At 57.1% G+C, this 21,317-nt stretch carries 20 protein-coding genes and 3 tRNA genes; 20 read left to right on the forward strand and 3 right to left on the reverse strand.

Annotated features, from left to right (window positions below):
* The 3 genes from HMPREF2980_RS09565 to HMPREF2980_RS00360 form a co-directional block, all read left to right on the forward strand.
* Positions 1-1,155 (forward strand): ABC transporter permease (locus tag HMPREF2980_RS09565; protein ID WP_246823613.1); only part of this gene is annotated, 1,155 nt, incomplete at its 5' end.
* 94 nt (positions 1,156-1,249) lie between these two features.
* A complete protein-coding gene (locus HMPREF2980_RS00355) occupies positions 1,250-2,086 on the forward strand; it encodes a multidrug ABC transporter permease (protein ID WP_070689719.1) in 837 nt (278 codons plus the stop codon).
* Positions 2,087-2,287: 201 nt separating this feature from the next.
* Positions 2,288-3,112, forward strand: coding sequence for a hypothetical protein (locus tag HMPREF2980_RS00360; protein WP_044150056.1), 825 nt, complete (start codon positions 2,288-2,290; stop codon positions 3,110-3,112).
* 122 nt (positions 3,113-3,234) lie between these two features.
* Here the strand turns inward: HMPREF2980_RS00360 and HMPREF2980_RS00365 are convergent, their stop codons facing one another.
* Positions 3,235-3,891 carry a DedA family protein gene (locus HMPREF2980_RS00365; protein ID WP_049352327.1) on the reverse strand — a complete coding sequence of 219 codons (657 nt, stop codon included), beginning with the start codon at positions 3,889-3,891 and terminating at the stop codon, positions 3,235-3,237.
* Positions 3,892-4,229: 338 nt separating this feature from the next.
* Between HMPREF2980_RS00365 and HMPREF2980_RS00375 the strand changes: the two genes are divergently transcribed.
* From HMPREF2980_RS00375 to HMPREF2980_RS00415, 9 genes are all read left to right on the forward strand, one after another.
* Entirely contained in the window at positions 4,230-6,389 is a 2,160-nt protein-coding gene (locus HMPREF2980_RS00375) for a RecQ family ATP-dependent DNA helicase (RefSeq protein WP_049352321.1), read from the forward strand.
* Between the two features lie 41 nt (positions 6,390-6,430).
* Positions 6,431-6,958, forward strand: a complete 528-nt coding sequence (locus HMPREF2980_RS00380) for a nucleoside deaminase (RefSeq protein WP_049352318.1) — start codon at positions 6,431-6,433, stop codon at positions 6,956-6,958.
* 300 nt (positions 6,959-7,258) lie between these two features.
* Entirely contained in the window at positions 7,259-7,993 is a 735-nt protein-coding gene (locus tag HMPREF2980_RS00385; RefSeq protein WP_049352314.1) for an ABC transporter ATP-binding protein, read from the forward strand.
* Positions 7,994-7,995: 2 nt separating this feature from the next.
* A complete protein-coding gene (locus HMPREF2980_RS00390; protein WP_070689720.1) occupies positions 7,996-10,602 on the forward strand; it encodes a YhgE/Pip domain-containing protein in 2,607 nt (868 codons plus the stop codon).
* A gap of 80 nt (positions 10,603-10,682) precedes the next feature.
* Entirely contained in the window at positions 10,683-11,303 is a 621-nt protein-coding gene (locus HMPREF2980_RS00395) for a TetR/AcrR family transcriptional regulator (RefSeq protein WP_005504416.1), read from the forward strand.
* Between the two features lie 167 nt (positions 11,304-11,470).
* Positions 11,471-11,557: transfer RNA gene (locus HMPREF2980_RS00400), tRNA-Ser, on the forward strand.
* Positions 11,558-11,742: 185 nt separating this feature from the next.
* Positions 11,743-12,381, forward strand: coding sequence for a uracil phosphoribosyltransferase (gene upp / locus HMPREF2980_RS00405; RefSeq protein ID WP_005504417.1), 639 nt, complete (start codon positions 11,743-11,745; stop codon positions 12,379-12,381).
* Between the two features lie 578 nt (positions 12,382-12,959).
* Complete coding sequence (locus tag HMPREF2980_RS00410; RefSeq protein ID WP_070599639.1) at positions 12,960-13,712, forward strand: winged helix-turn-helix domain-containing protein; 753 nt, start codon at positions 12,960-12,962, stop codon at positions 13,710-13,712.
* Between the two features lie 151 nt (positions 13,713-13,863).
* Positions 13,864-14,409, forward strand: coding sequence for a SixA phosphatase family protein (locus HMPREF2980_RS00415; RefSeq protein WP_070689723.1), 546 nt, complete (start codon positions 13,864-13,866; stop codon positions 14,407-14,409).
* A gap of 93 nt (positions 14,410-14,502) precedes the next feature.
* Here the strand turns inward: HMPREF2980_RS00415 and HMPREF2980_RS00420 are convergent.
* A tRNA-Ser gene (locus HMPREF2980_RS00420) sits at positions 14,503-14,594 on the reverse strand.
* 254 nt (positions 14,595-14,848) lie between these two features.
* On the opposite strand from HMPREF2980_RS00420, the gene HMPREF2980_RS00425 reads away from it, so the two are divergent.
* The 5 genes from HMPREF2980_RS00425 to HMPREF2980_RS00445 all read left to right on the forward strand — a co-directional run bounded on the left by HMPREF2980_RS00425 (position 14,849) and on the right by HMPREF2980_RS00445 (position 17,974).
* Positions 14,849-15,196 carry a DUF4190 domain-containing protein gene (locus HMPREF2980_RS00425; protein ID WP_049340397.1) on the forward strand — a complete coding sequence of 116 codons (348 nt, stop codon included), beginning with the start codon at positions 14,849-14,851 and terminating at the stop codon, positions 15,194-15,196.
* Between the two features lie 209 nt (positions 15,197-15,405).
* Positions 15,406-15,894, forward strand: a complete 489-nt coding sequence (locus HMPREF2980_RS00430) for a hypothetical protein (RefSeq protein WP_005504421.1) — start codon at positions 15,406-15,408, stop codon at positions 15,892-15,894.
* Between the two features lie 201 nt (positions 15,895-16,095).
* On the forward strand, positions 16,096-16,740 hold the full coding sequence (locus tag HMPREF2980_RS00435; RefSeq protein WP_005504422.1) for a hypothetical protein: 645 nt from the start codon (positions 16,096-16,098) through the stop codon (positions 16,738-16,740).
* 164 nt (positions 16,741-16,904) lie between these two features.
* A complete protein-coding gene (locus HMPREF2980_RS00440; RefSeq protein ID WP_049340393.1) occupies positions 16,905-17,342 on the forward strand; it encodes a hypothetical protein in 438 nt (145 codons plus the stop codon).
* Positions 17,343-17,530: 188 nt separating this feature from the next.
* Positions 17,531-17,974, forward strand: coding sequence for a hypothetical protein (locus HMPREF2980_RS00445; RefSeq protein ID WP_049353995.1), 444 nt, complete (start codon positions 17,531-17,533; stop codon positions 17,972-17,974).
* A 103-nt stretch (positions 17,975-18,077) separates the two neighbouring features.
* On the opposite strand, the gene HMPREF2980_RS00450 is transcribed toward HMPREF2980_RS00445, so the two are convergent.
* Positions 18,078-18,165, reverse strand: a tRNA-Ser gene (locus HMPREF2980_RS00450).
* Between the two features lie 125 nt (positions 18,166-18,290).
* Here HMPREF2980_RS00450 and HMPREF2980_RS00455 point away from each other — a divergent pair.
* From HMPREF2980_RS00455 to HMPREF2980_RS00465, 3 genes are all read left to right on the forward strand, one after another.
* Positions 18,291-19,301, forward strand: a complete 1,011-nt coding sequence (locus HMPREF2980_RS00455; protein WP_070689724.1) for an NAD(P)H-quinone oxidoreductase — start codon at positions 18,291-18,293, stop codon at positions 19,299-19,301.
* A 248-nt stretch (positions 19,302-19,549) separates the two neighbouring features.
* On the forward strand, positions 19,550-20,089 hold the full coding sequence (locus HMPREF2980_RS00460; RefSeq protein WP_070689726.1) for a dehydrogenase: 540 nt from the start codon (positions 19,550-19,552) through the stop codon (positions 20,087-20,089).
* Positions 20,090-20,324: 235 nt separating this feature from the next.
* Complete coding sequence (locus HMPREF2980_RS00465) at positions 20,325-21,200, forward strand: HpcH/HpaI aldolase/citrate lyase family protein (protein ID WP_044150069.1); 876 nt, start codon at positions 20,325-20,327, stop codon at positions 21,198-21,200.
* The last annotated feature ends 117 nt before the right edge of the window (positions 21,201-21,317 follow it).

Genomic DNA, 21,317 nt, shown 5'->3' on the forward strand with positions numbered 1-21,317 from the left:
AGCGCCGTCCTCATGTTCCTGCTGACTCGCCCTGCCGTGGGGGCGGTTCCGAGCCGTGCGGTAATTCGGAAACAGATGTGGGCTATCGAGGAAAACACCTCGGGTGCCGAGGATGACGAAGAGCTGACTCGCGAGGATGTTCTTCGTCAGCTCGAGAAGGAAGAGGGCCCTGTTAAGGACTCTACCGAGCATCTGTTGCGTGAGCTTTCTGCCGATTATGCGCTCTCGAATGATCCGGTGGAGAAGAACCGCCTGCTGGATGAGATACAGCAGGTTCAGCGCGCCCAGAAGGCGGGTGTAAAGCCTAATGTTGGTGGCGCCTCCACTGGTGAGGCGGGTAAGCCCCACGAGCAAGCACACGGGGGCGAGAAGGCTACTGCTGGCTCTACCGCGCCTGCCGCGCCTGCCGCGCCTAAGGTGGTGCTCCCGCCGCGCCCGAAGGCGCTGCGCGGCGTCATGCGATGCTTTGTCGCCATTATGGCGGTGGAAGCAACCCATAAAATCTTCCTACATATGATTGACGGGCGTTCAGCCGATGGCGTCGAATTATGGGTGGGTTTCATTATCCCCGGTGTAGTGCTCCTCCTCGTTGAGCACGCCATACCGATGTTTGTTCTCTGGCGATTATGGAGAGGTCGATTCTGGGCGTATGTCGTCATCTTTATTAGCTTCGCTTATATAGCTATCAGGGGCTTGATAGATTTTGTGAACACCTTCCTGACGACTGGTTATCTTTCCCGGTTGCTGAATGGCACGCAGACGTGGAGTTCTCAGTACTACGCGGCAGCTGTGCTGTCTAGGAATGTTGCCGACACCTTGATTACGCTCCTCTCCACCCTGATTGTTGTGTTGCTCTTGAGCCGTTCCACCAGGGTTTATATGGCTACCGCGAGGTTGGCGCGGTTGAAGGCGCGCGAACAGGTGAACGCCGGTGAGACTCGGGTCGTTAGGCATCAGGACGCAGAAATGCGTGCTCACATGGAAGAAGAGCAGACGCGTTGGGAAGAAACGGAAGCTAACCGACGAGCTGAAGAAGCGGTCGCGCAGCAGTACAAGACGACCCGCCGCACGGATGCACGGAGGAACTCCCGCAGCGAACAGCGCGGCTACAAGGATACTTCCGTGTACACCGAAGAAGGCTACCGCCTCAACTAGGGCAAGATGCCCCTCCTCATGGGGAAACTCTCTTCTGCACCCGCCCTGCGCTATAGCGTGCGGGGCGGGGCGCGAAGAGTAGAAAGGAACAATGATGTCAGAACGCACCCCAAAGCAACCGTTGAACGATCCGGAGTACACGGTTCCCGAGTACAGCGTGCTGTTGCCCTCCGACGAGGCTGAAAATAGCACGGTGGAGAGTAGTGCGGCAGAGGACAACGCGCCCGGCGACAGCGCCCCCGAGCACGCCAGCACCCCCGAGCAAGCCACTACCGGCTATCGGGAGGCGACCGCCGACTACACCGCGACTGTCTCCGCCGAGCAGGTAATTCCGAAGCGCCCGCAGGCTATGCGCAGCGTCATATGGTGTGCAACCGCCATGATTGCGTTGGGGACCCTGAGTAATTTTCTGTCGGTTATGCTCCCATGGCAGTCGTATATCGATTTTGAGATGGTGGTGAGAACTCTCTTCTCCATGCTGGCGTTTACCCTCTTCGCCTCCATCATCCCGATCTTTATCATCTGGAAAGTCTGGGATGGCCGTGAGTGGGCGCGCATTCTTGCCATCATCTACTGCGCTCTCGCGGCTGCTAGCGGTGTGCTTATTCTTGCGGATAATTTCTCGGAGTTAAGCTCTAGAGCGGCTGCGGCGTCCAGCCTGGTGCGTATCGCGAGCGGCGTTCTTACTCTCGTTCTTTACCTCCTGATGATTGTGCTGCTGACTCGTGCTCCTATTAGGACGTACACCCAAATCGTTAGCGGGGCACGTGCGCTAGAACACCAGCAGATGATGTCTGAGACGAGACAGGCTGCCGGTCAGGTCCCGGCAGAACTTCGAGAGATTTTCGCTGACGATGAGGATGACGAACGCACCTCATCAGGGGGAAATACCCCTCGACCCCCGCACCGTAGCGCGGGATGGGGCACGTAGAAAGGAACATCAACGTCAGGAGTTCCGGGGCTAGCCCTCGGAATGGTGCACGTGGTTACTCGGATACCTCTGAATACGCTGAGAAAGGGTACTGCTTTCCTAGGGTGCGGCGCGCCTCTTTATATCCTTAAGGTAAGACTCTTTAACGCCCGCTCCGTGCACTGTAGCGCGGGGTGGGTGCCAGGGGAGAAAGGAACGACGATGTCAGAACGTACCCCGAAGCAGCCCTTGAATAATCCGGAGTACACGGTTCCCGAGTACAGTGTTTTGCTACCGTCCAATGAGCCTGAAAGTAGCACGGTAGAGGGTGACGGCACATCCAACAACACCGCCACCAACAACGCCGCCCCCACCGGTGCGGTAGACAATAACGCGGCAGAGGATAACGCACCCAGCAACGGCGCTCCCGAGCATGCCACTACCGGCTACCGGGACGCGACCGCCGGTTACGTTGCCGCCTCCGAACATGCGGGGCGGGTACGCCCGAAGGCTCTGCACAGTGCTAAGTGGTGCACCGCCGCGATTATTATTCTGTCGCTTTTCAGTACTATCCAATTCTTCCTGCTCTACGGTAAACCAATCGCCGGTGTGGTGACGCTACCTGAGCTTATCGTGCGTATGCTGGGGTACCCTCTCATCTTTGTTCTTATCCAGATTTTCCTCTTCTGGATGACCTGGAAAGGACACAGATGGGCGCACATACTTACCCTCATGTACAGCGCCTACGAGGTCTTGAGCCGCATGTTTGTGTATGTGGAAGATTTCCTCATAGACTCCAGCTATCTCGCCTTGTTGATGGACGAGTTGCAGTCCCGCGACTCTGCAGATTTTGCGGTCACTCTTCTCATAGATACTGCGATTGGTGTCTTCATTACTGTCCTCTACATCCGGAATATTGTGTTGCTGACCCGTCCATCTGTGTGGGCGTACACGGCTACCGGCAGAACGTCGCATAGTCAGGTGGTTGATCAGAATCCACAGGCACCTAACACGAACTTCAATGAAGGCGGGAACCGCCTCAACTAGGATGTTTGCCTCAAACGGCGCCACTATCACCAAAAGGCTCAGAGCGTGAAAAGGGTGGGGATACCAAACGGTATCCCCACCCTTTCTCATCCCCGGCTCAGCAGCCGAGAAGGACTCACGTATTACTCAGCAGATTCCTGCTTCGCCTTCGAACGGCCACGCAGGTACTCGATAATAACCGGCACCACAGAAACCGCCACAATAATCACAGCAATGTACTCAATGTTGTTGTGCACGAACGGAATACCGCCCAGCAGCACACCCGCCAGACCAATCGAACCAATCCACGCAACCGCGCCAACAACATTCCACAGGTGGAACTTCTTACGGTCGTACGAAGAAATACCAGCCGCAAGAGACACAAAAGTACGAACAATCGGCACGAAACGACCCAGAACCAGAGCCAAGCTACCGCGCTTCTGGAAGAATTCCTCAGTAGTGTGCAGGTTCTTAGTGCTCAGAATCTTCGCGTCATCCTTGAAGATCTTACGGCCGTAACGGGCACCAATCTGGTAGCCAACCTCAGCGCCAGCAATAGCAACCAGCACCAGGACCGGGAAAGCAACCCACAGGGACAGGCCCATCTGCTCATGAAGCATACCCAGAGCAAAAATCAGGGAGTCACCCGGAAGAACCGGGAAAAGAACACCGGACTCAATAAATACGATAATTGCCGAAACAACCAGAACCCAGGGGCCGGTATCGAGCAGGAACTGCTCAAGGTCGAGGCCCAAGAGCGCAACCGGAAGATGCGCCAAAGCGATGGCAAGAAAAGTCATGAAAAATCCTGAACTGTGAGTGGACCGCACGCACGGATCGGCGGCGGAATAACACCAGCATAGAAAGTGTACCTATGGTGAACATTGTGCAAAACTATGCGGAGGCTGTGTATTACTGGCACAATTCTACCGGCATTTACGCCGGACGCACGGGTGAGCGAGGCGTAAATCTCCCCACCATCGCGGCTAAACAGCCGGAGGTGACGCGGCGCTCGCACGCTTCCTCAAGAAATGACTATCCGCAGAGCCGGGCGATACCGGGGTGTGACATGATGGAAAGAGAGCACGGCGCGTCGCGGCGTAGCGATTGACCCAACCATCCACCGTTGGAGAGAACCATGAACCCCGAACAGCCAGCGTCCAGCCCCGCCGATCTCCTGCATGCTGAAGCCCGTGAAGTGTTGCGCTGCCTCACCGGCGTCACTAATGCCGAGTTCCACGACGGCCAGTATGAGGCGATTCGCGCCCTCGTAGCCGACCGCGCCCGCACCCTCGTCGTGCAGCGTACCGGCTGGGGTAAGTCTGCGGTCTACTTTATTTCTTCCCTGCTGTTGCGTGCCCGCGGTATGGGCCCGGCTCTTATCGTCTCCCCGCTGCTTTCCCTCATGCGTGATCAGGTTGAGGCGGCATCCCGCGCGGGAGTGCGTGCCGCCATGGTGAACTCCGCGAACGTCACCGAATGGGATGAAATCCGTACCCGCCTCGAAGCTGACGAGCTTGATGTGCTCCTGGTGGGCCCCGAACGCCTCAATAACCCGGCGTTCCGTGAGCAGTGGCTGCCGTACCTGCTGCCGCGCCTGGGTCTGCTCGTCATTGATGAGGCGCACTGTATTTCTGACTGGGGCCATGACTTCCGCCCCGACTACCGCCGTATTGGTTCGCTCATTAGATCTCTGCCGGTGGGTGTGCCGGTGCTGGCGACTACCGCAACCGCGAATGACCGCGTTAGCCGCGATATCGCCGAACAGCTCAGCACCGATACCACCGCACCCGTGCATGTGCTGCGTGGTCCGCTGTCCCGCGAGTCCCTGCGCCTGGGCGTTCTGACCCTGCCCCATGAGGCGCAACGCATCGGTTGGCTGCTCACGCACCTGAACAGCCTGCCCGGTTCGGGCATTATCTACACGTTGACTGTCTCTGCGGCAGAAGATACCACAAATGCTCTGCGTGCCAGCGGCTACAAAGTGCTCGCCTACACCGGCAAAACTGACCCGGATGAGAGGCTGGTTGCAGAGCAGGCACTCAAGGAAAACCGGGTGAAGGCTCTTGTCGCGACAAGTGCCCTCGGTATGGGTTTTGATAAGCCTGATTTGGGTTTTGTCGTGCACCTGGGCGCGCCGTCGTCTGCGGTGAGCTACTACCAGCAGATTGGCCGCGCCGGACGAGGCGCCGTCAACGCTGATGTTCTGCTCCTGCCCGGTCGTGAAGACCGCGCCATTTGGGAGTATTTTGCGACAGCCTCCATGCCTAACGAGGAGCAGGCGTTGGCGGTGCTGGATACCCTCGCCCAGTCCCCGGAGGGGTTGAGCATTACCGCGTTGGAGGCGCGCGTTCAGTTGCGCCGCTCCACCCTGGAGCTTCTGCTGAAGGTGCTGGATGTTGAGGGTGCCGCCGTGAAGGAAGGCAACTATTGGCGTCGAACCTCTTCGCCGTGGCAGTACGATAGTGCCCGTTACGCGGCGGTGGCGCAGGCGCGTGTGCTGGAGCAGAACGCTATGCTCGAGTATGAACGCACTAGTCAGTGTCGTATGCTTTTCCTGGCTCAGCAGCTTGATGATGCTTCCGCGACTGCTTGTGGTCGTTGCGATGTGTGTGCGGGTCCCTGGTACCCGGTTGAAGTTCCTGCTGAGGCGCAGCAGGCGGCGCAGAGTAGCTTCAATACGGTGGGTGTGCCCCTGCAACCGCGCCGTATGTGGCCGAGCGGGCTGGATCAGCTGATGGGTGCGGATGCGCCGCGCGGTCGTTTGTCTAAGGATGAGCAGGCTGAATCCGGTTACGCTTTGGCGCGTCTGAGCGACATGGGGTACGGTACTCGTCTGCGTGAGTTTCTGGCGACGAATGAGCTGGGTGAGCCGGTTGATTCTGAGGTCCCTGCCGAGCTGGGTCGTGCTTGCGTGAAGGTGCTTGCCGCTTGGGAGTGGTCTGAGGCGGGTCGTCCGGTGGCGGTGTTGACTCTGCCTTCGCCGGTGCGTCCTCGTTTGGCTCAGTCCCTGGGTAGGGGATTGGCGTCGGTGGGTCGTCTGGTGGATTTGGGCTGGGTGTCTCTGGTGGGGGAGCCGCGTTTCTTTGGCGGTAATAGCGCGTTCCGTTGTGCGGATGTGCTGCGCTCGTACCGGGTGCCTGCAGAGGTTCTGGACTATGTGCGTGAGCATCGGTGCCCTGTTCTGCTGGTTTCTGATGTGGTGGATTCGCGGTGGGCGTTTACGGTTGTGGCGCGTGAGCTGCGGCTGGCAGGTGCTTCTGCGGTGTATCCTTTCTCTTTGGCTGCCACCCACTAGTTGCGCCCATTAGTGTTTATTTATTCCCCTGACGAGGTTGTATGTCATATTCGGAATATTCAAAATTGACGGTCACAGACGGTTCTTCCGCTGTGCTCAGCGATATTCCCGCTCGCCCCGAACACGGCGAGTGGATGGTCCGCGCCCTCGCCGAGGGTGCCGCCGCGGGTGAGCGTGGCGAGATCCCTATCGGTGCTGTGGTGGTGGATGAGCAGGGCGTCATTATTGGTTCGGCGGGCAATACCCGCGAGCGGGAGCATGACCCCAGTGCCCATGCGGAGGTGAATGCGATTCGTCAGGCGGCGGCGCATCGTGGTCAGTGGCGCCTGGACGGGTGCACGCTCGTGGTGACGGTTGAGCCGTGCCTGATGTGCGCCGGCACGATCCTGGCGTCGCGCGTTTCGACGGTGGTTTTTGGAGCCTGGGAGGAGAAGACGGGGGCTGCTGGCAGTCGTTACGATGTGCTGCGTGACGGCAGGGTTGCTCCGGCTCCCGAGGTGTATGCGGGTGTGTGTGCTGATGAGTGTGCGCAGCTGATGGTGGACTTCTTTAAGGAACGCCGCCCCTGATCGCCCCTAGGCCTCACCCCTAAAAGATGGTTCGTAAAACGCGAAAAGCCGTGCAGAGATTACGTGGCTTTTCGCGTTATTTGTACGAAAAACCCGATTTATTTGAAAAATACTTCAAAAATTTCAAAAATGACCCCTGAATTTCAAGAAAAGCCCACCACATCACACATAACCGGGTCTACCATATATAGGCATTGGAGCCTCCGCCTGCCCGCGCTTGACGTTTAATACCCCGCGCGGTGCCCGCGGATGACTCCCAGAAACTCACCCGAACCATCCATTCTCTGAGGGGATCTAACCGTGTTAAGCGTTGACAATATTTGGGCGAAAGGGCGCCACACTCCGCTTTTTGACCGCACCACCTTCTCAGTGGGTGAGGGTGAAGTCATTATTGTTCAGGCGGATAGCCAGTTGGAGCGTACCTCTCTCGCGTTGGCGCTGACTGGTCGCCTTCCCCTGTCCGGCGGCACGATTAGCTGGAGCGAAGGCGATGATGAGCCTCGCCCTATTTCGATGAAGCGTCTGCGTGCTCTCAGCAGCGTGGTGGACTCTCCTGATGTGACCGCTCCTGAGCAGCATATGCGCGTGCACGATTACGTGTCGGAGATGCTCTCCTATAACCTGCCGATTTTTGGTCGTTCCCGCGCGAGCCGCTGGCTGGCCGAGCGCGGTCTTGAGGACCTGGACGGCTTGTGGATGGACGAGATTAGCGGCGAGATGAACATTGAGCTGATGGCTGCTTTGGCGCAGCATAGCCCCTCTGACTTGCTGGTTTTTGATACTCCTTCCCGCCACCTGAACCATACGTACATGTGGCTTCCGTACCTGGAGGAGCTTGCCGCCGATGAGGACCACCCGCGCACGGTGGTGGCGATTGTGCCTCATATTTCTGAGTCTTGGCATGGTGCGCGTGCTGTGGTCGGTCGTGCCCCTGAGGAACAAGCCTCTGAGGAAAACGTGTCGGCTCCTGTTGAGGGCGAGATTGAACCCTCCAATGATTCCCCCGAACATGGCGAAAACGCTGAGAAGGAGTAAGAATGACTGTTCTGCGTGTTGCACTCGTTGAGCTGAAGCGCCTGACCAGCGGTGTTCTGCCGGTTCTGGTGCTGCTTGCGATGTCCTGCATTCCTCTGCTGTACGGCGCCCTGTACCTGTACGGTAACTGGGATGCTTACGGCCATGTGAATGGCATTGTGGGTGCCCTGGTGGTTGAGGATGAGGGCGCGGAGGATTCTGAAGGTAAGCAGGTGAACACCGGTGCTGATGTGCGCCAGTCCCTGCTGGATGCTGGCACGTTTGATTGGCGTCAGGTGCAGACTCGCACTGAGGCTGTTGAGGGCGTGGAGAACGGCACCTATGACTTTGCGATGGTGATTCCGAAGGACTTCTCCCGTAATTTGCAGAGTGCCGGTTCGTTCAAGCCTGATGCTGACGGTAAGACGGGCACTATTGATGCGCGTTCGGCGGGCATTGAGGTCATTACGAATGATGCCAATAACTATGTGCTGACGAATATTGTCACGAAGGCGGGCACTGCGGTGCGTGATTCGGTGGCGGAGAAGGTCGGTAATTCTACGGCGAATTCGCTGTTGGCTAGCTTCACGACGATTCATTCGAAGATGGGTGAGGCTGCTGATGGTGCGTCGAAGGTGAATAACGGCACGGTGAAGCTGGCGGACGCTATCACTCAGCTGAAGGACGGCACTGCCACGGTGAATGATGGTGCCGTGAAGCTGAAGGATGGTACTTCTTCTCTGGCTGATGGTCAGTCCCAGTTGTTGGATGGTCAGAAGCAGTTGGCGGAGGGCGCCGCGAAGCTTGCTGATGGCGTTTCGACTTTGGATTCTGGTGCCGAGAAGCTGGATTCTGGTGCTGCGAAGCTTGCCGATGGTGCTTCGAGTTTGAAGGATGGTTCGTCGACTTTGGCTTCGGCTGCGGCGTCTGCTTCTGATGGTGCGTCGAAGCTGAAGGATGGTTCGGCGACTCTGGCTGAGGGTACTGCGAGCTTGAAGAGTGGTTCGGCTTCGGTGGCGAAGGGTGCTAATGATTTGGCGTCTGGTATCCATCAGTTGCGTGAAGGTATGGATCAGGCGGGTATTCGTGAGTTGCCGGCCGAGTTGAACGCGATGTGCATGCGCCTGCATGAGACGGATACGTCTGCCGGTAGTGGCGATTTTGGTCGTGATCTGTCGAATACCGTGGTGTCTGCGACTGCGCAGAAGGTGCGTGCTCAGGTGACTCCTCTGGTTGAGGCGGGTACGTTGACTCAGGAGCAGGCTGATCAGCTGGTGGCTGCTGTTGATTCTGAGGAGACGAAGAATGAGGTTGCTGAGCTGAATCAGAAGGCTCTGCAGTCGCACCTGGCTACTCGTGATGCTGCCGCTGCTGATGCCCTGTCGAAGCTGAGCGCATTGAAGTCGAGCCATTGTATTTCTGATGGTTCGTCGTCGACTGCGGTGAAGATTCAGACTTTGGTTGCTGGCGTGGATTCGCTGGATTCCGGTGCGTCTTCGCTTGCCAAGGGCGCTTCGTCGGTAGCTGATGGCGCCGCTCGTGTGGATGCTGGCGCGTCCTCGTTGGCGTCAGGTTCGGCGAGCCTGGCTGATGGTAATTCTAAGATTGCTTCGGGTGCTTCGAGCCTTGCGAGTGGTTCTGCGACTTTGTCTGGTGGTGCTTCTGAGCTGAAGGAGGGTACTGATTCTTTGAAGAGCGGTACTGCCGAGCTGAAGGATGGTAGCGGTACTTTGGCGCAGAAGGAGCAGTCTGCGGTTGAGGGTCAGCAGAAGTTGGCTGATGGCGCGAATGAGCTGAAGGATGGTGCGTCGCAGCTTTCTGACGGTACGGCGAAGCTGTCTGATGGTTCTGCTCAGCTGAATGATGGTGCTTCCGAGTTGAAGGATGGTACTTCGTCGCTGGAGAGCGGCCTGGCTTCTGGTGTTAAGCAGGTTCCGAGTCTTGCGCCGACTGATCAGGCGAAGGTTGCGGATACGATGTCGAACCCGGTGACTTTGTCGCATGATTCCTTGGCGTCGGCTCGTAACTATGGTGAGGGCATGGGTCCGTTCTTCATGTGCTTGGCGTTGTGGATTGGCGGCTTGATGCTGGTTCAGACGCTGCGCGTGATGAATAACCGTGCGTTGGCGTCGCATGCTCCGTCGATTCGTGTGATGCTCGGTAGCTGGATGCCGTTCGGCCTGGTGGGTATTGCTCAGGCGACTCTGATGTTTGCCGCGATTAAGTTTGGTTTGGGCTTTGAGATGGCTCATCCGTGGCTGGTGTGGCTGTTCCTCTGCTATGTGGCTTTGGTCTTTACCGGTTTCATTCATGGTTTGACGGTGATTTTGGGTGCGCCGGGCAAGCTTGTTGCTTTGGTCATTCTGATTCTGCAGTTGATTACTGCGGGCGGCACGATGCCGTATGAGACTTTGCCTGAGTCGATTCGTTGGATGCATGATTTCTTCCCGATGGGTTATGCGGTGGCGGGTACGCGTCGTTTGGCGTATGGCATTAATGAGTCGAGCCTGTGGGGCATCATGCTGGTTTTGACTCTGTGGGGTCTGGCTGGTCTGATGTTGGGTTACATTGGCACGCGTCGTGATCGTACGTGGTCGCTGAAGAAGCTGGCTCCGGAGATTACGGTGTAACAAACCCTGTTTGGTCGCACCGGGGGAAAACTGTCTAATAAAATAGAGATATATCTGCAAAAAGGGAGGGAGGACTGCTGATGTTGCAGCGCCCAGTCGCTGAAGCTTCAAGTCGTCGTCCCGGCCGTACAGGTAGAACTCAGTTGAAGTTGTTCAACGCTGCTATGGAAATCATGACCGAAAAGGGGCTTGAGTACGCCACTGTTGAAGAGGTGGCTGCCCGGGCGGGTGTTTCTAAGGGAACCGTGTATTACAACTTCGGTTCTAAGAAGACCATGGTGGATCAGCTGGTTCAGTACGGCACGCAGTTGCTGCTGAGCGATGCGCGTCGCGCGGCGTCGGTTCATTCTGATCCGCGTGAGGCGTTGCGGAGTGCTGTTCGCGCCGCGTTCCAGTATCTTGAGGACCGTCCGGGTTTTACTCGGATGTGGCTTTCGGAGGCGTGGAAGGGTGCGGATGGTTGGACTGAGGCGATGAGCGATAACCGTCTGAATCTTCTGGATTTTTTGGAGGAGATGACGGAGGCTGTGGCTCGCCGCTATACGGTTGATACCGCTCAGAATCCTCGTGCGATTGCGATCTCTATGTTCGGCGCGATTTACATGTTTGCTATGGATCGTGAAGTGCATCAGGCGGAGCGCAATGCTGAGGATGCAACGCGTGCTGTCATGCTGGTTGTAGATGGGTATATCCGTCATTAGGCGGACCTGTTAGGGTCTGTAGACGTAGCCGGGACTTCGGTGTCGGGTGTCGAAAAGGGCACGGTGAAAGGGGCCGTGAAAGGGGCGACACCCGGCTGCCGTACGCGCACGATATGTAGGCTCATTCTTGCCCTCCTGTTGGGGGTGTGCTATAGTTTTCCACTGTTGGTGGTGTGTCCGAGCGGCCGAAGGTGCATCACTCGAAATGATGTTTGGTGTAAAAGCCAACGGGGGTTCAAATCCCTCCACCACCGCACCAACGAAAACCCGTCGAGATTCGTCTCGGCGGGTTTTTGCATGCCTGGATTGTTCTGGGGTGGTGTTGGCGGGTGCGTTGGTGGGTGTTTGTGCGGGGGTACTTCGCCTCGTTTTATAGGTTGTGTGCCACTTCCGGGGCTTTGCCGGTGCTTGCTGATTCGGGGGTGGGTAAAATCGTATTATGCGTATTAAGATTCTTGACCACCCGCTGGTCTCTCACAAGATTAGTGTTCTGCGTGATAAGAACACCCCGTCCCCGATTTTCCGTCAGCTGGTTGATGAGCTGGTGACCCTTCTTGCCTATGAGGCGACTCGCGAGATTCGTGTGGAAGAGGTTGAGGTTGTGACTCCGGTGGCGACTACTACCGGTGTCCGTATTGCTGATCCTAAGCCGCTGGTTGTTCCGATTCTGCGTGCTGGTCTGGGCATGCTTGAGGGTATGACTCGCATGGTGCCGACCGCTGAGGTGGGCTTCCTGGGTATGGCTCGCAACGAGGAAACGCTGGATATTGTGACTTATGCTGAGCGTCTGCCGGAGGACCTGACTGGTCGTCAGGTGTACCTGCTGGATCCGATGCTGGCTACCGGTGGCACCCTGATTGAGGCCATTAAGTTCCTGCGTGAGCGTGGTGCTGAGTCTGTGACTTGCGTGTGCCTGATTGCTGCTCCTGAGGGCATTGCTGCTCTGGAGAAGGGCATTGAGGGTATGGAGAATGTTGACCTGTTCCTGGCTGCTCGTGATGAGCGTCTGAACGAGAAGGCGTACATTATTCCGGGTCTGGGCGATGCTGGTGACCGCCTGTACGGTCTGGCTGAGTAGTTTTTCAGCGTTATTCACGTGATGTGAGTGGGGCGCCTCTGCATATGTTTAAGCATGTGCGGGGGCGCTTTGTTGTGTCTGCTGGAGGCTGTGTGCAGGTCATATGGTGTGGTGTTGGGGGATGTGTGTCTAACGGTCTGCTGTCTTGGGTGTTTATGGTGTTGTTGGGCGCTTGTGTGGGTTTATGAAACACCCTTGATAATATGTGATGAGGAACACTATAGTGCTTTGAAGGACTCAAAATATATTGAGCATATTCACAGCTTCACATGAAAATACAGGGTGAAACCAGTAAATAAAAGAAGCTATGAATATTTATAAGAGAAAAAATACTGAAAGCTTCAGGTAGTCCCTGAAACCCCAAAACGCGAGAGGGGGTATTGTACTCCTCTTGCCCATAAAGATGAATCCACTATGCCGAATCCGCTTGATTTATCCGTCAAATAGGAGAAATATTAAGTAAGAGGATTGAAGCTCGAACAGGTATTGGGGACTGTTTGACTCGGCGTCACTTCCGGCGCACCCCACACTACGTACGACAGGGATCCCGTACACAGACTTTGAGAGAAGGTTGAATCATGTCAGGCGCTGTACCTGGATATGTGCACATCTCCCAGCGCGGCCGCGCCGCTAAGCGCCAGGTCGTGCAGCCTCAGCGTCCCGCTGCGCAGGCCGCAACGTTGCGTCCGATGACTTTCTCAGCCGGTGACTCTGCCCATAAGCAGGCTCAGGAAAATGAGGCACGCGGCTTTGTGCTCTATGTTGGTTTGAACGAGGAACTTGCTGCAGCGAACGGTACCTCCCTGGTGCGTATCGTTCAGGATCTGCGCACTTATGCACACCACCTGGCTCCCGAGTCGGAGTCGTACGCCGCTGTGGCGTTGGCTCCGGTGAACGCTGAGGGTAGCGACCTTGAGGTGGTGCGTAATGCGCTCGGTGATCCGACCGCAATGTACATGCACCCGGAGGCGAATGTCGCCCGCGAAGCAGAGACCACGAATAGCCACTCTTCGGGTGTGCTGATTGATTTGGCACGCCGCGAGGTGTTCCTGGATGGTGAGCCGCTCATGCTGACCTTCAAGGAGTTCGAGCTGCTGGCACACCTGGTGGAGAACTCTTCCCGCACCGTGGGTCGTGAGGAGCTGCTGAAGGCGCTGTGGAGCTCCGGTGACGAGCATCCGCATGAGCGTACGATTGACGTGCATATTCGTCGTCTGCGTTCGAAGCTGGGTCGCCTGTCGGGTACCGTGCGTACGGTGCGCGGTCAGGGTTACCGCTTCTTTGAGCACCCCGAGGTTGTTGTCTGGGCTGCTCCGGAATACTCGATTTAGCGTGTACAGAATTTAGCTTCTGTAGAGTGCACCCCGGTGTGCTGGCGTGATGCCGGTGCACCGGGGTTTACTTGTGCCCGCCTGGGGGTGTTAGTGTGCGTGCTGTGGCGGTGTGCGGCATGTTCCGGCGCCCTCTAGATAGAATGGGTGTATGGCTGAAAATTCTTCCAACACTGCATCTGGTTCGCACCGCCGCGGGGTTAAGCGTCTGATTATTATGCGCCATGCGGAGGCTGATTGGGGTCTGAATGATTTTGATCGTCCGCTGACGAAGCGCGGCCATGAGCAGGCTGCCGCTGCTGGCGCCTGGCTGGCGGCTCGCGGTTATATTCCGGAGCAGATTATGTCGTCGTCGGCTTTGCGTACTCGTCAGACGACGACTTGGGTTTCGGATGGTTTGGGTGCGAAGGCGCCTACTGCTCATCTGGATGAGGGGCTGTACGAGGTGTCTGCGTCCCGCATTATTGCGCGCATTAACAGCGTTTCGGAGAATGTTCATTCTCTGATGGTGGTTTCGCATCTGCCCGGTGTGCAGGACGCCGCGCAGCGCCTGATGAGCCCTGATTCTGACCCGAACGCGTCCATGGATGTGTACTACGGTTTCCCGCCCTCTTCCATTGCGGTGTTTGAGGTGCCGGGGGAGTGGGCTCTGCTTGATGGGGCGGATGCGCGCCTCGTGGATTTCAAGAGCTTCTAGTCCTGAAACTTCTAGCCCAAGAGCTTCTAGGCTTCGTGCCTGAATGAGATGGGTAAAGCAAAAGCCCCGTACCAACCGGTACGGGGCTTTTTGTGGCGGAGACGGGGGGATTTGAACCCCCGGTCGAGTTTAACCCCGACCCTTCATTAGCAGTGAAGTCCATTCGGCCGCTCTGGCACGTCTCCACGGTGCGCTCGTGAGCGCATCCCTATAAGAATATAGGCTGTTTTGCGCTTGGTCAATTCGGCCCGTGCTTTGGAGGATATCTCTGAGTATGTGTTGCTTTATAGGGCGGATTATGGATTGTGCGCTTTGAGGCTCATATACATTTTCGATAGACTGCTACTGTCCAACCGATAAATAGAGGGCGTCTCTGGCGTGTGATTTTTCCATGCAACGTTGCCAGAGGTGTCTTATTTACTCAACGAAATGAGAGATCATGTCTGAAAACCCCAACAACCCCCAGCCCCAGTTCAACCAGGACCCCCAGTTTAGCCAGCAGGCACCTCAGTTCAATCAGCAGGCTCCTTACGGTGTGCCCGTTCAGACCCCTGAGCAGCAGGCTCAGGCGAAGAAGGCAAAGACCCTGTCGATTGTCTCTCTGGTGAGCGGTATTGTGAGCTTCTTTGTCCTCGGTTTCATCCTTGGTGCTGTAGCTATTGCGACCGGCCGCCTGGCTATGAATAACCCCGAGCTGAAGAACCGCGGTATGGCTATTGCCGGTACTGTTCTGGGTGTCGTCAGTATTATTTTGCTGGTCGCTCTGAAGATTTTTGTAAAGCAGTAAGATTGAAGCTACCTGCAGTAGCCTCATGATTTGAGAAAGCCCGCGAGCGCCCCGTGCGCACGCGGGCTTTTGCGTGCCTAATTAGTTTTCTAATTAGTGCATATATGGTGCGTATAGCTCCAGAATGACGAATCCGTTTGTGCCCACCTCAGCGATAGGTTAGGGTGAGTAAGGTTCAATACACACCATTCACACGAAAGAGGGACCACATGTCTCAGAACCCGCAGGACTCTAACTCCTACGACTACAACCCGGAATACGGCAACCTGAACGAGCAGAACGCTCAGAACGGTCAGCAGCAGTACCAGCAGCCTGGTCAGTACGGTCAGCCCATGATGGTGCCCGTCGGCATTGTTCAGAAGACCCCCGAGCAGCTTGCTGGCGAGAAGGCTGGTCAGACCTCCATGGTGCTCGGCATTATTGGTCTGATCTGCAACTTCTTTGTTAGCTGGTGGCTGTTCGGTCTGCCCTCGCTGATCATGGGTGTTATCGGCATTATGAAGGCTAATGAGGCTGAGCGTTTTGGCACTGCAGCTTCGGGTGGTCGCATCATGGGCTGGATTAACGCAGCTTTTGGTGGCCTATTCTTGGTTGTAATCGGTGGTTTCCTGCTGCTGGGTCTTATCGGCGCGGCAGGTGCTGCTTCTTCCTCTTCCAACCACTTTACTGAGCTGGTCAGCACCCTGGCACTCTTCTAAAAGGTCTCGCCCTCCTAGAGGGTACATAAAAGCCCCGTTTCTCGTATTGAGGAGCGGGGCTTTCGCGTACCAGCTGGCACTCTACTGCCCTCTTAAAATGTATTGCGCGGGTTTGTGCGACAGATGTAGTTGTACCCGTTTCGGTGATAGGTTAGGGTGAATACTGTTTAACACACACCAGCCGTACGAAAGTGAGATGCCATGTCTCAGAATCCTCGGGGTTCAGACCCCTACGACTACAACCCGGACTACAACCGTCTGAACGAGCAGTACAACCAGAACGGCCAGTACGGGCAGAACACTCAGTACGGTCAGTATGGCCAATACGGTCAGGGTTCTTACGGCCAGTACGGGCAGAGCTCCTACGATCAGTATTCTTATGACCAGTACGGTCAGAATTCGTACGGTCAAGACTCGTATGGTCAGAATCAGTACGACCCGTACGGTCAGCAGTACCAGCAGCCCGGCCAGTACGGTCAGCCCATGATGGTTCCTATTGGCATTGTTCAGAAGACCCCCGAGCAGCTTGCCGGTGAGAAGGCTGCTCAGACTTCCACGGTGCTGGGTATTATCAGCTTGGCGTGTATAGTGACTCTCAGCTGGTGGCTGTTTGGTCTGCCTTCCCTGATTCTGGGTGTTATCGGTATTTTCAAGGCGAACGAGGCAGAGCGTTATGGCGCGGCTGCTTCGGCTGGGCGTATCTTGAACTGGATTAGCGTAGTCATTGGTGGCATGTTCCTGGTGCTTTTTGGCGGCGGTATGCTGCTGGCGATTATGCTGGCTCTTTCTGATTCTGCCGCAAATTCTAGGCTCGTGGAGACTGCGCAGATGCTGGTACTTTTCTAAACACTTTCACCCTCATTGGAGGGTACGCAAAAGCCCCGTTCCTCACGTTGAGGTGCGGGGCTTTTCTGTATGTATGCCGTATGTTTGGTGAAATCGGCTCGACATACTTGTTCCCTTGGTGGGGGAAAGTCTAGGGTGGGCATAACGCCCGGTATTGAAAGGTTATGATGCCCCAAAATAATGAAGTTTTTGATTACAATCCCGAATATGCCAAGCTCTACCAGGGAAATGGCAGCCCGCAGTCTGACGCTGACAACACGGACGATTGGACGCAACATGCGAGCAAGCAACCTTCCGACGAGCAAAGGGCACAAGACGGTAAAAAGGCAGCGAACGTATCCCTGCTTTTCGGCGCCCTCGGCCTCCTATTTTTCTTTCTAGGGTGCTGGTTGTTTGTCCACGATTTTGACAGTGGTGGTCTGCAGATAGTTGTTGTTGCACCGTTGCTGAACGTCCTGGGTATTTGGCAGGGGCGAGTAGCGAAACAGCACGGTGTACCTGCCCTAGCGGGTCGTATTCTCAGCTGGGCGGGTGTAATTTTTGCCCTTCCCTTCGCCATCATCGTCGCATTGTTCTTGATTGCCGTAGCCGGCCGCATATAACGGCGCCCCCGGTAACTCAAAACGGCGTATGCAAAGAGCCCTGTTCCTCGTGTTGAGGTACGAGGCTTTGCTGTATGTATGCCGTATGTTTGGTGGAATCGGCTCGACATGCTTGTTCTCTCGGCGGGGGAGGGTCTAGGGTGAAGTTAACACCCCCCTCGTGCGGAATGTGAAAGGTTGTGGATGCGATGTCGCAGCTACCCCAAAATAACGAAGATTTTGATAACAACCCTGAATACGCCAAGCTCTACCAAGCGGATGACAGCCAACAGCCGGAGACTGACGGCACGGACGACTGGGAGCAACCTGCGAGCGAGCAACCTCCCGCTGTGCAAGGAACACAAGACGGTAAAAGGGCTGCGAACTTCTCCCTGCTTTTCGGCTTCCTCAGCCCGCTGTCTTTCGTTCTAGGGTTTTGGTTGCTTGTCCAGGGTCTTGGAGAAAGTGGTCTGCAGGTAGCTCTCGCCGCGCCGGTGCTGAACATCCTGGGTATCTGGCAGGGGTGGGTAGCGCAGAGGCACGGTGTACCTGCCCTAGCGGGTCGTATTCTCAACTGGCTGGGGCTATGCTTTTTCATCGGTATCGCCGCCCTCTTCATGTATATTGCGAATGCCTTGTCACAAATCAACTGACGACGCCCTCCGGTAACTCAAAACGGCGTATGCAAAGAGCCCCGTTCCTCAATACGAGGAACGGGGCTCTTTGCGCTCCACACGTGGAGCAGAAGCTAAAACGCGGATGGTAAGGGATTTGAACCCTTGAGACGGGGTTACCGCCTACTGGTTTTCAAGACCAGCTCCTTCGGCCGCTCGGACAACCATCCATACGCGCCAGAGACCGGCATTTTATGGCAATGCCGTGCCGCAGGGCACTACGAGATTATCTCATGCGATAAGCTTTCTGTAAATCGCGCACCAACGATGGTGCTTCCGGCAATGAGGAGGACTCATGAGAGCAATTATTGAGAACAGCCACGGTGGACCTGAGGCTCTGACAATCAGTGAAGTCCCCGCCCCCGTACCCCGATCCCACGAAGTTCTCATCCGCGTTCACGCCGCCGGAATCAACCGCGCCGACGCGCTACAGCGCCGCGGATTCTACCCGCCGCCCGCCGGGGCGAGCGCCATCTACGGCCTCGAAGTAGCCGGCGTTATTGAGGCGGTCGGTGAGGGCGCCTCTGTGGAGAACCGTGGCACCCCCGTCATGGCGCTCCTCGCTGGAGGCGGCTACGCCGACTACGTGACCGTCCCCGTCGACCACGTGCTGCCCGTACCCGAACAGCTGAGTTTCGCTGAAGCCGCCGGCATTCCCGAAGTCGCGGCAACCGTCTACTCGAACCTGGTGCTCACCTGCGGCATGAGCATGAACCCCGCCGAAAACCTCAAGGAAGACGGCGAACCCGCGGTGGTGCTCGTGCACGGTGGTACCGGCGGTATCGGTGTGCACGCTATTCAGCTGGCGCTCGCCGTAGGTACCCGCGTGTTTGCAACCGTGGGAACCGAGGAAAAAGCAGAATATGTTCGCTCACTAGGTGCTGAACCCATTATTTATACAGAACATTCGTTCCGTGAAGTTCTGTTGGCTGAAACCGGCGGACGCGGCGCCGATTACATCCTCGACGTCGTGGGCGGAAAGTACCTGGACGATAACCTGCACACTCTCGCCGACGGCGGGCACCTGTGCATTATCGGTCTGATGGGCGGCGCCAAAGCAGAAGTGAACCTGGGGTATATGCTCTCCCGCCGCCTGTCGGTGCACGCCACGAGCCTACGCACCCGTTCGGATCAGCAGAAGGCTGAGATTCTGCGCGGTGTACGCGAACACGTGCTGCCGCTGATTGAATCCGGCAGGATTGGCGTGGGTCTGGACCGTATCTTCGACATGGAGGAGGCGGCTGCCGCCCACGAATACTTCGACTCCGGTCAGCATCGCGGCAAGATTGTGCTGCGCATGGTCTAGAAATCGCTGCGCCCCTGCGGTGCTATTTTAGGCCGGTGCCATTTTAGACTGGCGCTGCGGGGAGCGTCGCGTGAGCGGCGTGAAGAAAATCTGGGTTTGAAATAAACAGTTGACTGCTGACATCTCGTCACCAAAAGAGATTTAGGGTAACCTAAGTACAGGGAGGTTTGCGGGTCGCCACAGAGCCCAACGCCGGCAGCCTCCACCGACCAACCAACACGGCACACACACCACGCAGAGGAGGGCACATGGGACTTAAAAGCTACCTGCAATCACGCCGCGACGACGCCGAACTCGGTAAGGGTATCTGGCGCCGATCCCACGACCGGTTCATTCGCGGTATTGACCGCTTCCACCAGGTCCTCGAACGCCTAGCGGCAACCGATCCGTCCGCCTCCATGATTGAGCTCATCGTGCCGGACGCTAACGCGCTCGCCGACCTCATCCCACGCGTGCGTGCGGTCGCTATGGAAGCGCACCGCCTCGCCCCCAGCGACGGCGATATTCCCGCCTCCCCATTCGGCACATACTCCGACCTGAACCGCGCCCTCTCCAAGGCGGGTAACGCCGTGGCACTCTGCGCGGAAGCACTCGCCATGGCACGCTGCTTCGGCGAATGCGCCACCGGATGCGACCGCCAGGTGAGCGTGCACCGTCGCGTGGAAACCGTCATCCAGCACATTGAGGACGCCGAACGTCTGATTCAGCGCGCCCAGAAGGAAGCCGCCGGCGAGCTGACCTTCGACGACGGTATTCCGGTGGGTCGCACCCAACTAGTTGAGGCATAGCGCCGGTTGAGGCATAACACAGGGCCTAAATTGCGGTCAGCAGGCGAGCTAGTTTGATGTGCACTTCAACAGGCGATACGCTTAAAGAGGAGGTGTAGGACACTTCTTATGCGGTTCCGTCACAATGGAGGTGACGACACAATGCGATGGTACGCGCGGAAGAACCGCAGGCTTTTTCCTGCCCCTCTACGGCACAACCCAATGCATATACAATTCACGGAAGAAGTCACACACCATGTTTGAATTCCACCGCAATGAGCGTGCGCGTCAGCTGCGCCCCAGCCTCTCACGCTCCTGGCTCCTCGTGCGCGCCAACTCCTCCGAAGAAGTCTTTGAAGAGGCCTTCGAATCCGAGGCCGACTCCATCATTATCGACCTCGAAGACGGCTGCCCCGCCGAAGAGAAGGACGCCGCTCGCGAACAGGTCGTCCGTATGCTCAACTCCGGCGTCGTCGCATGGGTGCGAATCAACGCCATCACCACCGAACACTGGTGGAAGGACGTCAAGGCCCTCAAGAACGTGAAGGGCCTGCGAGGCGTCATGCTCGCTACCGCAGAGCACGCGACCGACATTGACCGCACCGCAGCCGAGCTGCCCCCCGGAACCCCCATCATCGCGCTGATCGAGTCCGCACTCGGCGTGCACCACTCCATCGAAATTGCGCGCGCAATCGGCACTTTCCGCCTCGCATTCGGCGCAGGCGACTACCGCCGCGACACCGGCTCCTCCGCAACCCCCATGGCGCTCGCCTACGTGCGTTCGCAACTGGTGATTGCCTCCACCCTGGGCGGTCTGCCCGGCCCCATCGACGGCCCGACCCTCGGCGCATACGGCGCTGACCTCTCCAAGGCATGCGGCTACGCGAACGACCACGGCATGACCGGTAAGATCACCCTCGACATTCGCCAGGCTGAGACCATCAACGCGGCATTCTCCCCGAGCGAGCTCGAAATCGAAGAAGCACACCAGATGCTCGACGTGCCCCTCGACGGCCCCCGCGACGGCTCCTACCTGCCGCGCTACCTGCGTGCAAAGAAGGTCAAGGAACTCGCCAAGGTCTACGGCCTGTGGGGCAAGACCGACAGCGACTTCCAGCGCGCATCCAAGTAAGGCGCTGGTCTAAAGTACACACGTAAAAAGCCGCGCATCCGACCCCCGAGCGGGGAACCGGATGCGCGGCTTTTGTCTGCCTGAAACCTCACGAGGCTACAGCCTGGCGGGCTGCTG

It is taken from the genome of Rothia sp. HMSC076D04, from assembly GCF_001814645.1.
Taxonomy (GTDB): Bacteria; Actinomycetota; Actinomycetes; order Actinomycetales; family Micrococcaceae; genus Rothia; species Rothia mucilaginosa.